Raw genomic sequence first — 12,418 nt, forward strand, 5'->3', positions numbered from 1 at the left:
TTTTCCAAAAAAGGAAAATTAAACATAAAATTAACAAATGGGAAGGTTGAAATTTATTTAACCTTATAAAAATCAGGTGGATGCAGAAATTATGTTAATTAATTATTAAAACAAGACATGAAAAACGTAAATATATAGTTACAATAAATTAACAAATAACATGAATTAGGTATTTTTAATCACACTTAGCAAATTGTCATCGCATTCGTGTTTTATTAAGCATCTCAAAACTTGAAATTATAAAAGCAAAGCATATAATAAGCATACGTTACTAACTTGCCAATTAACCATGACTCAAGATAATTGCAGCTTTTTACTCGCCGATGTAACACGACTTATGCGGCGTAATTTTACCCAGCAGCTAACAAGTTCACCGCTGACACTCGCCGAAGCAAAAGCACTTAAGTATGTTGCTCGCCAGCAAGGAGTTAGACAAGTTGAGCTTGCAGACAAGTTAGAAATACAACCAATCACTTTAGCGCGACTTATTGACCAACTAGAGAAACTCCACCTTGTTGAGCGCAGAGCTGATCCCAGTGATCGACGTGCGTACTTAATTTATTTAACAAAGCATGCAGATGAACATATCGCTGCAATTGACAATGTTAGCAAACAAGTAATTACAGCAGCCATGAGCGGATTAACTGCCAATCAGTCAGCACAATTTATTGCCTCACTACAGACTATTCGTAATACCCTATTAGCTGAGAAGTAATTTAGGAATTTTTATGTCGGCATATTTACTAACAATTACTGTAAAAATGCCATTAAAACGCACTATTCTCATGGTGTTAATACCTGCACTATGAGCGGTGTGCGACGGTGACATTTCACAGTCTCAGGCGTAAGATATATAAATATGAAAGCACATTATTTTCAATCCATTATTAAGGTCAATCAATGAATGCTTGGTACCTCATTTGTTTTTTATCTGCATTAGCTATTTTTATTGCTTTTGCTAACCAATACATACTCAAGATGCAAACAACCATTGCCATAACGACAGGCTCTGTGGTGATCTCATTGTTATTAATTTTAGCGGTTAAGTTACAAGGTGACTCGACCGCTTTGGAGATAACTCAAATAGTATCGAGCATTGATTTTAATCAACTATTACTCAAGGGCATGTTAGGCTTTTTACTGTTTGCTGGAGCACTTGAAATCAACCTCGCCGCGCTTAAAAAGCAGCGCTGGGAAATAACCGCCTTAGTGTTATTTTCGACCTTGGTGTCCACATTTATAATTGGTTATTTAAGTTTTTACTTATTTGCACTAATGGGCTGGCCAGTGCCTTTTATTTATTGTTTATTATTTGGTGCACTGATAAGCCCTACCGATCCTATCGCTGTACTTGCCATCATTAAACAAATGCGCGCACCTGAGGGAATTTCGGTTCAGGTAGAAGGTGAGTCGTTATTTAATGACGGTATTGGCTTAGTGATCTTCACCACTATTTTTGCAGTGGCATTTTACGGTACTGAAGCAACTGTAGCTGATATTGGCGAGTTGTTTTTAGTTGATGCCATTGGTGGCATTGTATTTGGTTTAGTAATAGCCTTAATTGGTCATTTCTTAATAATTAATAGTCGTGATGTGAATATTCGTTTATTGCTGACGTTAACCATTCCAACCGCGGGATTTGCTGCAGCCAATATTTGGGAGATATCAGGCGCACTGGCAATGGTCACCAGTGGTATATTACTTGGTAATATTACCCGTAGTAAAGCAACAGAGAGAACGGGGCCTGAGGATACACGCTATGTAAAAGATTTTTGGCATGCCACAGATAGCTTTTTAAATGCGCTGTTATTCTTGATCATCGGTATGCTGATTGTCACTATGCCTATCAGCCTCGCTGAAATCGGCTTAGGTCTACTAATGGTGCCTTTAGTGTTATTTGCTCGTTTTATTAGTGTGGGTGCGCCATTTGTATTGTTTAAGAAATTTCGAAAATACGACAAACACACAGTGAAAATCTTAACTTGGGGTGGGCTGCGTGGTGGTCTAGCGCTAGCGATGGCGGCAGCCATTCCTCGCGATGAAGTATTTATAGGGGGATCAGACTTACACAACCTGATCGTTATTGTAACTTATGTGGTAGTGATCTTTTCGATTATTGTGCAAGGGCTGACGATTTCGCCACTTATCCATAGCAGTATTAATTCCGCTAAGTAAATTTTGTTCAGGCTAAAAAGGCTAACGTGCCTTTTTAGCCGCTTTATTTTTGTACATATCTGCATCTGCTATTTGTAGCAACTCTTCAAGCTCTGAAGGCTGTTTTGGGTCAAATTCAGCGACTCCAAACGAAAAGCTAAACGTTGCAATGTCCGCTAATGATTCATTTAATTTACAGGCACTGTCTTCTATACGCGAGATCAGCAGTTGGCATTCGCTCAGCGTCACTTGGGCCAACAAAAGCACAAACTCATCACCACCAAAACGACCAAACAGATCAGATTTACGGCACGATGAACTTATTATGCTTGCAAATAAATTCAGCACTCTATCACCTTCAGCATGACCATACTTATCGTTGATTGGCTTAAATGAATCAAGATCAATAAAAATCACAATCGCTCTTAACTGTTGTCGAATACACAAGTCTAAATAGCGCTCTGCCATTAAAATAAATCCCCGTCTATTGGGGATATTTGTTAACTCGTCGCGGGTGGCTAACTGCATAATTGAAATCTCACGCTGCGTTATCAACGCGAGATCTTTTAATGCCTGAGTATCATCAAAGGAGAATTCACGTGGCTTTATATCAATAATGCACAGCGTACCAATACACAGCCCATTCGATAATTTAATTGGGTATCCTGCATAAAATCGTATGTTTGGTGCATTTAAAACCAATGGGTTGTCTGCAAAACGAGGATCATTGCATGCATCACCAATAACTAGCGGATCATCATCTAATATAGCGTGACCACAAAAAGAAATATCGCGAGGAGTCTCTTTAACATCCAGCCCAATGCATGATTTAAACCACTGTCTATCCTCATCAATTAGGCTGATCAACGCGATTGGTACATCAAATAAATATTTAGCTAGACGTGTGACTCGATCTAGTGACTCTTCACTTTGCGTGTCTAATATATTGAGCGCTCTTAATGCGGCAAGCCTCACGTCTTCATTGTCAGGGAATAACGGCTTATCCATTAAGTACCTCAACGTACATATTTATTAGTTTTTTGTGTATATCTAATATAGCAGATTTAATAAATACTATTAATGTATTGAGTTTTTTAGGCCCATGTATCAAGGTGCTTTTCGCCATCTTCATCTTCTGATATGGCTGGTTTATCAGGTTGAGTTGCGGTATCGGGCAACAATCCTTTCTGAAGAAACTCACGTTTTCTGCGCTTTTCGCGTTCAATTCGCGACGTGTTCGAATCTTTTAGGCCCGCGATGTAAAACGCGCCTTTAGACTCGAGCTGCAGACGTGTGATCTGCCCTAAATACGGGATCATCATATCCATAAGTACCTCCTATTAATACTCTTAGTATCGGCGGTTATAGCTTATTCTTTAATTTATGCAAAAAAAACTTGCCAGTACTCATTAAAATATGTTTTTCTATATGTGAAATTTACTTAAACAGATTACACACTTTTGTTTACATACAACAATGACTAAACGAAAGTTACTTAGGAAATAGTATTATGCGTTTAAACCTGACAACAGTACATCATCACCACCATTCACCGGAATAACCTGTCAGGTCTTTCGCTGAGAGGTTATTCCTAAAAGGAACCTCTGGCGAATCAAAATATAAAGATTCATTTTCGCCCTGAGGTTCCCTCGGGGTTTTTAGTTTTTAAATTAAAGGAAAATGAATAATGAGTAACAGCAACCGTCTACGTATCGCCATCCAAAAAGGTGGCCGCCTTTCTAAAGATTGCCAAGACTTACTTAAACAATTAGGTGTTAAACTTAATTTACGTGAGCAACGTTTAATCGCCCACTCAACTAATATGCCAATTGATGTATTACGTGTGCGCGATGACGATATTCCGGGCCTTGTAATGGACGGCGTGTGTGATTTAGGCATAGTAGGTGAAAACGTACTTGTTGAAGTACAAGCTGAGCGTCAGCGTCAAGGCGTACCAAGTGAAGTCACTAAATTATCTAAACTTGATTTTGGTTACTGCCGCTTAGCCCTTGCATGGCCACAAGAACTCGGTAAGCAAGATAAGAGTTGGTTTGAAGGCAAACGTATTGCCACCACCTACCCTGAAATATTAACTCAATATTTAAAACGTGAAGGCATTAACGCCAGTACTGTTATGCTTACTGGCTCTGTTGAAGTAGCTCCTCGTGCAGGCCTAGCTGATGCAATATGTGATCTAGTCTCTACCGGTGCCACACTTGAAGCGAACGGCCTAATGCAAGGCGATACTATCTTAGAATCAAACGCCTGCCTTATCCAAAACAAAGACCTACAAGATGCGGATAAACTAGCGCTTATCAACAAACTTATGCCACGCTTACGCGGTGTGAGACAAGCCAAAGAAAGCAAATACATCATGCTTCACGCGCCAAAAGATAAACTGGATGAAATTTGCGATATTTTACCAGGCTCTGGCCAACCAACGGTATTAGCCCTAGCAGGCTCTGATGAATACGTTGCACTGCACATGGTGAGCAGCGAAACCTTATTCTGGGAAACGATGGAGCAATTAAAAGCGCTAGGCGCAAACTCTATCTTAGTTATGCCAATTGAAAAAATGATGGAGTAACTCAATGCTGCGCTGGAATGAGGTATCCGCAGATGCACAAAGTGCGGCGCTTATGCGCCCTGCTGTCAGTGCAAGTGCTGAAGTTGAAGACATTTGCCAAACGATTATGGCGAATGTAAAAGAGCAAGGCGATGGTGCCCTACTCGATATGGCGAAGCAATTTGATAACCGTGAAAAGCCACGGTTATTAGTGCCACAAGACGAGATAAATAATGCTGTGCAACAGCTAAGTCCTGAGCTTAAATATGCGATTGATACGGCTTATGCCAATGTGAAACGTTTTCACCAAGCACAACTACCTAAAGATATTAAGTTGACCACTCAACCTGGCGTGTTGTGTGAACTAAAATATCAAGCTATCGAAGCGGTTGGTATTTACGTACCTGGTGGTAGTGCACCTTTACCTTCGTCGGTGATTATGCAAGGTGTGCTTGCACAGTTAAGCGGCGCAAGTACTGTAGTGTTAGCAACACCAGTACAAGGCGACTTACCAATCAATCCAGCAATTTTATATGCGGCTAAATTATGCGGTATCAAAACAATCGTCGAAAGTGGCGGCGCCGGTGCAATCGCCGCAATGGCCTATGGTACAGACTCTGTGCCTAAGGTGAATAAGATCTTTGGTCCAGGTAACAGCTTTGTGACTATGGCTAAACAACTTGTTGCACAAACAATTCCTGGTATGGCAATAGATATGCCAGCGGGCCCTTCTGAGGTATTGGTGATTGCTGATGAGCGTGCTAACCCTGAATTTATTGCCGCAGATTTATTATCTCAAGCAGAGCACGGTGCAGACTCACAAGTTATTTTACTGAGTAACAGTGAATTGACTATCACCCGAACTGAACAAGCTATTGAGCGTCAGCTAGCCAAACTATCACGACAAGATATTGCAGCAAAAGCATTGGCTAATTCATCGCTTATTTTGGTTGATTCAATCGAGCAAGCATTTGATGTATCAGCGCAATATGGCCCTGAACACTTAATTTTGCAATTAGCGGACGCGAACCCGTATTTAGCTAAAGTAAAAAATGCCGGCTCTGTCTTTGTGGGTGACTACACGCCAGAGTCCGCAGGTGATTACGCCTCGGGTACGAATCACGTGTTACCGACATATGGTTACAGTGCCACGTACTCAAGTTTAAATTTACTGGATTTTTTCCGTACTTATACCGTACAAACAATCACCCAAAATGGGTTAAGAAACTTATCAAAAGCAATATTACCTCTGGCTGATGCAGAAGGACTTGATGCCCACGCAAATGCTGTAAAGGTACGTTTAGAGGCCATGAATAGAGGTAATGAACAATGAGTAATAACCCCTTATTACCAGCCAATATTGATGCATTAGCAGCATATAGCTCAGCAAAAAGTGAAAAACTTACCGGCACAACATGGCTAAATGCCAACGAAAGTCCGTATGTAAAAAGCGTTAATATCAGTATTGAAGATTTAAACCGCTACCCAGATCCGCAGCCTGCAACTGTGATAAACAGTTATGCAACTTACGCGCAATTAACACCTGAGCACGTATTGATGACCCGCGGTGCAGATGAAGGAATTGAGCTTCTGGTGCGCACCTATTGCCAGCCAGGGCAAGATTCAGTTGCGTTATTCTTACCAACTTATGGTATGTATAAAGTAACGGCAGATACTCACAATGTAGCGATTAACGGTTTAAGCCAAGCGCTGCTGTTAGATGGCTCAGTTGATGAAATAATCACAGCTGTTGGTAATAGTAAATTAGTGTTTATTTGCAACCCCAATAACCCTACTGGCAGTTTAACATCGCTTGATAAAATCAAAGCCATTGCCACAGCCTTAACTGATAAAGCCTTGGTGATTGTTGATGAAGCATATATTGAGTTTTGCCCTGAGCAAAGCGCAAGCAGCCTTATTAATGAATTTGCCAACCTAGTTGTGCTGCGTACACTTTCAAAAGCGTTTGCGTTAGCAGGCCTTCGTACTGGCTTTACCCTAGCCCAAGCGTCGGTACTTGCGCCAATACGTAAAGTGATCGCGCCGTATCCTGTGTCAACTGTGGTCGCGAGTATTGCTGCAAGCGCTCTAAGCCCAGATGCAATTACCTCAATGCGTCGCCAAGTCACCATTTTAAACGCCCTAAAAGTTAAGCTTAAGCAATGGTTAGCAGCGTCTCCTGCGGTTTTACACGTGCTCAGTGGTGAAGGTAACTTTGTCACACTTAAGCTTGCCGATAAAAACAGCTTTCACGTTGCACTTGAGCAAGGTTTAGTGATGCGTGCATTTACTTTATACGGTGAAAACGATTGGTTACGCATTTCAATTGGTAATGAACAAGAATTAGAACAAGTAAAAATTTGGTTAGATGGCTTAAGCCAATCTACCACGCAAAAAGAGCAGGAAGTATCATGAGTAACCCGTATTTATTTATCGACCGTGACGGTACGATTATCGAAGAGCCAATCACAGACAAACAAGTAGACAGCTTAGAAAAGCTGGCCTTTTTGCCCAATGTGATCCCTGCATTATTACAATTACAAGCTGCTGGTTATCGTTTAGTGATGGTGTCAAACCAAGATGGTTTAGGCACAGACAGCTTCCCAACCGCTGACTTTGATATCGCTCAAGATAAAATGATGGATATTTTATCAAGCCAAGGGATTAAGTTTGACGACGTATTAATTTGCCCTCACTTTGATCAGCAAAACTGTGATTGCCGTAAACCGAAAACCGGCCTACTCACCGAGCTTATGCGCTCTGGTAAAGTTGATTTAGGTCGCTCTTTTGTGATTGGCGACCGCCAAACGGATATTGGTCTTGCGCAAAACTTATGCTGTGAAGGCATTTTGTATGACGGCGATTGGAATGCAATTGTCACTAAACTCACCACTGCAGATCGCCAAGGCCGAGTTACTCGTAATACCAAAGAAACGCAAATAGATGTAAAACTCAATTTAGATCAAACTAAAAACGGTGAAATAAGCACAGGCCTTGGCTTTTTTGATCACATGCTCGATCAAATTCGTACTCACGCCAACATCGGCCTAGATATTCAAGCTAAAGGTGATTTACACATTGATGAGCACCACTTGGTTGAAGACATTGGTATTGCGCTGGGCCTTGCATTAAAAGAAGCACTAGGTACTAAATCGCAAATTGCTCGTTATGGTTTTGCGCTACCAATGGATGAATGCAAAGCGGAAGCGCAAATCGATTTATCAGGGCGTGCTTCGTTTGTACTAAACGCCAACTTTAGCCGTGAAAAAGCCGGTGATCTAGATGTGCAAATGGTTGAGCACTTTTTCAAAAGTTTAAGCGACAATGCTGCAATTAGTTTAATATTGTCTGTGAGCGACGGTAACTGTCATCACCAAGTTGAAGGTTTGTTTAAAGCGTTTTCTCGTGCGCTACGTATGGCCATTGCGGCTGATGCTAGCCAACAAACAGCCAGCTCTAAGGGGTGTTTATGATTGCCATCATTAATACCGGTTGTGCCAATATCAACTCAGTGCGCTTTGCATTTGAACGCCTTGGCCAGACGCCAGAGGTGATCACTTCACCTGAGCAACTTAAAAACTTTGAACGCGCCATTTTACCGGGCGTAGGCCACGCCTCTGTTGCCATGAAACGCTTGGTAGAAGGCGGTTGGCAACAGGCAATCAATGAATACCAACGCCCGCTGATGGGGATTTGTTTAGGTATGCAGCTTTTATGCGACAGCACTGAAGAAGGTAATGTACAGTGCTTAGGTAAAATCCCAGGACAAGTTAAAGCGCTGGATGTTGGCAATTTAACCTCGCCGCACATGGGCTGGAATAACCTGAACGTTAACCGTGCGCATGCGCTCACTAAAGGCCTTGATGTCAATGACCAAGTGTATTTTGTGCATAGCTTTGCTCATACCGTAAATGATGCCACCCTTGTGAGTGGCGAATACGGGCAAACCTTTTCAGCAATTGTTGCCAACGACAACTACGCAGGTATGCAATTTCACCCGGAGCGTAGTGCTAAAGTCGGCACACGGTTATTACAAAACTTTTTAGACTGGCAAGTTTAATCAACTATTAATAAAGAGAATTCAACGTGATTATTCCAGCATTAGATGTATTACAAAATCAAATCGTACGTTTATACCAAGGTAAGTACGACACAGCGCAGTTTTATCCCTTTGAACTTGGTGCACGATTACAAGAGTATGCACAAAGCGGCGCAGGTAAATTGCACTTGGTTGATTTAGAAGGTGCCCGCGATCCAAGCAAAAAGCAATGGCAACACATTCAAGCGGCCACCAAAGCACTTAATGTACCCTATCAAGTCGGTGGCGGTATTCGTACTGAGCAAGACGTAAGCGACTGGCTTAAAGCCGGTGCTAACCAAGTAGTAATTGGCTCTATGGCGGTTGAAAAACGCGATGAAGTAAAAAGCTGGATTGAAAAATTCGCTGCCAAGCACTTTGTAATCGCCCTAGATGTTAATAAAACCACAAGCGGCTGGGCCCCTGCTACCCACGGTTGGTTAAGTGAGTCTGAGTTTGGCTTATTTGAATTAGTCGATTTTTATGTGGCATTGGGCGTGATTGATTTTCTATGTACGGACATCAGTAAAGATGGCACCATGACCGGCCCCTCTTTCGCTCTGTACCAAGATTTAGCGAACCATAATGGCGACATTAAAGTGCAAGCATCTGGTGGCGTAAGCTCACTTGATGACATTAAAAAGCTTAAAGAGCTGGGCGTTGGCGGCGTTATTTTAGGTAAGTCACTGCTTGATGGCGCATTTAATGTTGAGGAGGCGTTAGCATGTTATCAAAACGCATAATCCCATGCTTAGATGTCAAAGACGGCCAAGTAGTGAAAGGCGTAAAATTTAAAGGTCACGAAATCGTTGGTGATATTTTAACGCTTGCGCAAGCTTACAGTGAAGCTGGCGCAGACGAATTGGTTTTTTATGAAATTAGCGCAAGCGTTGAAAAACGCCTACTCGATGTAAATTGGGTTGAAAGCATAGCGCGTCATATTGATATTCCGTTTTGTGTAGCCGGTGGTATTAAATCTGTAGCCGATGCAGCGCGCGTACTTGAGCGCGGCGCGGATAAAATCAGTATAAACAGCCCTGCTATTGCGCGCCCTGAGCTCATTAAAGAACTACATGATGAGTTTGGTAAGCAATGTGTGGTGGTCGGTATTGATAGCTTTTATGATGAAACAACTGGTGAATACCTAGTTTATCAGCTTACTGGCGATCCGAATGCATCAAGCCGCACCCGCTATAAGACCGAGGAGTGGGTAAAGCGAGTGCAAGACTTAGGTGCAGGAGAAATCGTACTAAACTGCATGAACCAAGATGGTGTACGTAATGGTTATGATAACCAGCAGCTATCTAAAATGCGTGCTTTGTGTGATATTCCCCTTATTGCCTCAGGTGGTGCTGGCACCATGCAAGATTTTGTTGATGTATTTAAACAAAGCCACGTTGATGGTGCACTCGCAGCCAGCGTATTTCATAAAAATGTGATCAACATTGGCGAATTAAAACAATATTTAACCGATAACCAAGTGGCGGCGCGACTATGCAACTAACCAAACAAAACCTTACCCAAGTTGATTTTGCAAAAAGCGAATTGATCCCAGCTATCGTACAAGATGCTCGCACTGGGGTTATTTTAATGCAAGGTTTTATGAACCAAGAATCACTTGAAGTCACCTTTGAAAAGCAAAAAGTGACCTTTTACTCGCGTTCAAAAAATCGTTTATGGACCAAAGGTGAAACCTCTGAGAATTACTTAGAAGTGGTGTCAGTGCATACTGATTGCGATTATGACTCTATTTTAGTGCTTGCCAATCCACTTGGGCCAACGTGTCACTTGGGCACACAAAGTTGCTTTGGTGATGCTGCAAAACCTGCATTAAGCTTCTTAGCCCAACTTGAGCAAGTGATTGTTGAACGTAAAAACGATGATCCAGAACAAAGCTACACTGCTTCTTTGTTTGCGAAAGACTTAAGCCGTAGCTGTCAAAAAGTCGGTGAAGAAGGTGTTGAGGTTGCCCTAGCTGCGATGAAACACGATAACGAAGAGTTGACCAATGAATCTGCTGATTTGCTATATCACCTAATCGTGTTACTACAGCGCCAAGGCTTAGAATTAAAAGACGTGGTTGCGTGTCTGCAAGGTCGTCATAAATAATATTTTGCGCGGCCCTGGTGCCGCGCTAAGTATTTTTTAGCTACTAAATTGTAGCTCAAGCTTTATCATCTAATGCTGCAAGTACATCACGGGTAAAATCATGTTCGCTAAATCCTTGTTGGCCAGCAAGATCGTAACCTCGCCTAACTATGATCAATTGTTTACTCGGAATAATAACCAAATATTGACCACGATTACCCCGTGCAGCAATGGTGTCATTAGGTAACTGCGGAAAACGCTCATTATAAAGCCACCACTGTGCTCCGTAACCAGGCGATTTAAGTGGTGGTTGTGCCATCGCTGGTGTACTTATGTAAGTTAGCCAATTACTTGGCAGTAATTGCTCATTATTCCATTTTCCGTTATGCAAATGTAATAACCCCAAACGAGCCAAATCCCGTGATGTGGTCCAAACCTGCGACGATAAAATAAAATCACTGCGCCAATCAGTTTCCAAAAAGGTATGTTGCATCCCAATTTTATCGAGTAAATTTTTATACGGATAAGTAAGGTAAGTTAATTCATCATCGAAAGTCTCACGTAGCGTACGCATTGCTAACATAGTATCGTTATTGGCATACTTCCAACGGCTACCAGGTTCAACCTCTAATGCCGTATGAGTTGCGGTATCTGAGACTAAACCACCGCCCATATACACTCTGTCTGTACGATTTCCTGCAACATTACTATCAAGCCCGGAAGCCATATGTAATAAATGCTGTAGCGTAATTTTATTACGTGGATCTAACGCATGTGACCAACTGCTTAGGCCCGCAGACTGAGTAACCTCAAGGCGCTTTTGTTGTAGCGCAACACCTATTATGCTTGCCCCAATACTCTTTGCTACTGACCAAGTACGTTGAGCCGTCTCTGGGGTAAACCCAGGTTTATAGTGTTCAGCTAAAATAGCATCAGGTGTCGCAATTAAAATAGCCGAGGTTCTTGCCCCTTCACCGTAATGCTTAGTGAATGCTTGCTCGATGACTTTATTCAATGCATGGTTAGCTGTTTTGTTATTCACCCCATTACGTTTAGTCCAAGGCGCACCGGTATCAGGCTTATCAGCTAAGTTTTCACTAAATGGCGATAACACCAACGCAGCCTGATCCACAGTTGCACCAACAGGTAAGTCGACACACCCTAAACGCGGTCGCCATACAGATATACGCTGATGTGCGCCATTATCATAACTAACAACAACCCGCTTATGCTCTTTATCAACTTTGGCCGATAAAGCGGCGACTTTATCAGCTATGACTGAATAGATACCGGTTAGCTCATCGTGTTTAATTTGTGCTGTTGTTTTTTTACTATTAAACGTTGCACTACAGGTAAAGTTTGCCACATAACCTGCCGCATACGCATTGATGGTGGTGTCAGTTTCTTGCGCTGATGCTGTTGCAGATACGTAAAGCAGTGCACAGAGGAAATTTATTTTTTTCATTATTTATCCTACTAAATTTGTCCTACTAAGATTCAACAATACAAAGCCGTTATACTATACTTCTTTG

At 41.9% G+C, this 12,418-nt stretch carries 13 protein-coding genes; 10 read left to right on the forward strand and 3 right to left on the reverse strand.

All coding sequences use genetic code 11. The features are described from left to right. Positions 1–289 precede the first annotated feature (289 nt). Complete coding sequence (locus A7968_RS02340) at positions 290–715, forward strand: MarR family winged helix-turn-helix transcriptional regulator (protein WP_064664957.1); 426 nt, start codon at positions 290–292, stop codon at positions 713–715. Between the two features lie 185 nt (positions 716–900). Next, positions 901–2,175, forward strand: coding sequence for a cation:proton antiporter (locus tag A7968_RS02345; RefSeq protein WP_064664958.1), 1,275 nt, complete (start codon positions 901–903; stop codon positions 2,173–2,175). Between the two features lie 21 nt (positions 2,176–2,196). Here A7968_RS02345 and A7968_RS02350 read toward each other — a convergent pair whose 3' ends face one another. Together A7968_RS02350 and A7968_RS02355 are read right to left on the reverse strand one after the other, a co-directional pair. Beyond that, positions 2,197–3,162 carry a sensor domain-containing diguanylate cyclase gene (locus A7968_RS02350; RefSeq protein ID WP_064664959.1) on the reverse strand — a complete coding sequence of 322 codons (966 nt, stop codon included), beginning with the start codon at positions 3,160–3,162 and terminating at the stop codon, positions 2,197–2,199. Between the two features lie 86 nt (positions 3,163–3,248). Beyond that, positions 3,249–3,482, reverse strand: a complete 234-nt coding sequence (locus tag A7968_RS02355; protein ID WP_064664960.1) for a hypothetical protein — start codon at positions 3,480–3,482, stop codon at positions 3,249–3,251. Between the two features lie 359 nt (positions 3,483–3,841). Between A7968_RS02355 and hisG the strand changes: the two genes are divergently transcribed. The 8 genes from hisG to hisIE are packed head-to-tail and all read left to right on the forward strand — an operon-like array spanning position 3,842 to position 10,907. Next, entirely contained in the window at positions 3,842–4,741 is a 900-nt protein-coding gene (gene hisG, locus A7968_RS02360; protein WP_064664961.1) for an ATP phosphoribosyltransferase, read from the forward strand. A gap of 4 nt (positions 4,742–4,745) precedes the next feature. Continuing rightward, positions 4,746–6,053 (forward strand): histidinol dehydrogenase, encoded by a 1,308-nt coding sequence (hisD, locus tag A7968_RS02365; RefSeq protein ID WP_064664962.1) that lies wholly within the window; start codon positions 4,746–4,748, stop codon positions 6,051–6,053. Continuing rightward, complete coding sequence (gene hisC / locus A7968_RS02370) at positions 6,050–7,135, forward strand: histidinol-phosphate transaminase (RefSeq protein WP_064664963.1); 1,086 nt, start codon at positions 6,050–6,052, stop codon at positions 7,133–7,135. The genes hisD and hisC overlap by 4 nt, the downstream gene beginning before the upstream one ends. Then, positions 7,132–8,193 (forward strand): bifunctional histidinol-phosphatase/imidazoleglycerol-phosphate dehydratase HisB, encoded by a 1,062-nt coding sequence (gene hisB, locus A7968_RS02375; RefSeq protein ID WP_064664964.1) that lies wholly within the window; start codon positions 7,132–7,134, stop codon positions 8,191–8,193. The genes hisC and hisB overlap by 4 nt, the downstream gene beginning before the upstream one ends. After that, positions 8,190–8,780: an imidazole glycerol phosphate synthase subunit HisH gene (gene hisH, locus A7968_RS02380; protein WP_064664965.1), complete on the forward strand. Its 591-nt coding sequence runs from the start codon at positions 8,190–8,192 to the stop codon at positions 8,778–8,780. The genes hisB and hisH overlap by 4 nt, the downstream gene beginning before the upstream one ends. Positions 8,781–8,806: 26 nt before the next feature. Further along, entirely contained in the window at positions 8,807–9,541 is a 735-nt protein-coding gene (locus A7968_RS02385; protein ID WP_064664966.1) for a 1-(5-phosphoribosyl)-5-[(5-phosphoribosylamino)methylideneamino] imidazole-4-carboxamide isomerase, read from the forward strand. Next, a complete protein-coding gene (gene hisF / locus A7968_RS02390; RefSeq protein ID WP_064664967.1) occupies positions 9,523–10,302 on the forward strand; it encodes an imidazole glycerol phosphate synthase subunit HisF in 780 nt (259 codons plus the stop codon). The genes A7968_RS02385 and hisF overlap by 19 nt, the downstream gene beginning before the upstream one ends. Beyond that, on the forward strand, positions 10,293–10,907 hold the full coding sequence (gene hisIE, locus A7968_RS02395) for a bifunctional phosphoribosyl-AMP cyclohydrolase/phosphoribosyl-ATP diphosphatase HisIE (RefSeq protein WP_064664968.1): 615 nt from the start codon (positions 10,293–10,295) through the stop codon (positions 10,905–10,907). Before hisF ends, hisIE begins: the two co-directional genes overlap by 10 nt. A 55-nt stretch (positions 10,908–10,962) precedes the next feature. Here hisIE and A7968_RS02400 read toward each other — a convergent pair whose 3' ends face one another. Next, positions 10,963–12,351: a serine hydrolase domain-containing protein gene (locus A7968_RS02400; protein WP_064664969.1), complete on the reverse strand. Its 1,389-nt coding sequence runs from the start codon at positions 12,349–12,351 to the stop codon at positions 10,963–10,965. Between the last annotated feature and the right edge of the window lie 67 nt (positions 12,352–12,418).

The organism is Pseudoalteromonas prydzensis (assembly GCF_001661495.1).
Classification (GTDB): Bacteria; Pseudomonadota; Gammaproteobacteria; order Enterobacterales; family Alteromonadaceae; genus Pseudoalteromonas; species Pseudoalteromonas prydzensis.

Bases quoted from the DNA above. Each gene is read 5' to 3' on its own strand.
- A7968_RS02340 (WP_064664957.1), top strand. From the start codon at position 290: ATGACTCAAGATAATTGCAGCTTTTTACTCGCCGATGTAACACGACTT.
- A7968_RS02345 (WP_064664958.1), top strand. From the start codon at position 901: ATGAATGCTTGGTACCTCATTTGTTTTTTATCTGCATTAGCTATTTTT.
- A7968_RS02350 (WP_064664959.1), bottom strand. From the start codon at position 3,162: ATGGATAAGCCGTTATTCCCTGACAATGAAGACGTGAGGCTTGCCGCA.
- A7968_RS02355 (WP_064664960.1), bottom strand. From the start codon at position 3,482: ATGGATATGATGATCCCGTATTTAGGGCAGATCACACGTCTGCAGCTC.
- hisG (WP_064664961.1), top strand. From the start codon at position 3,842: ATGAGTAACAGCAACCGTCTACGTATCGCCATCCAAAAAGGTGGCCGC.
- hisD (WP_064664962.1), top strand. From the start codon at position 4,746: ATGCTGCGCTGGAATGAGGTATCCGCAGATGCACAAAGTGCGGCGCTT.
- hisC (WP_064664963.1), top strand. From the start codon at position 6,050: ATGAGTAATAACCCCTTATTACCAGCCAATATTGATGCATTAGCAGCA.
- hisB (WP_064664964.1), top strand. From the start codon at position 7,132: ATGAGTAACCCGTATTTATTTATCGACCGTGACGGTACGATTATCGAA.
- hisH (WP_064664965.1), top strand. From the start codon at position 8,190: ATGATTGCCATCATTAATACCGGTTGTGCCAATATCAACTCAGTGCGC.
- hisF (WP_064664967.1), top strand. From the start codon at position 9,523: ATGTTATCAAAACGCATAATCCCATGCTTAGATGTCAAAGACGGCCAA.
- hisIE (WP_064664968.1), top strand. From the start codon at position 10,293: ATGCAACTAACCAAACAAAACCTTACCCAAGTTGATTTTGCAAAAAGC.
- A7968_RS02400 (WP_064664969.1), bottom strand. From the start codon at position 12,351: ATGAAAAAAATAAATTTCCTCTGTGCACTGCTTTACGTATCTGCAACA.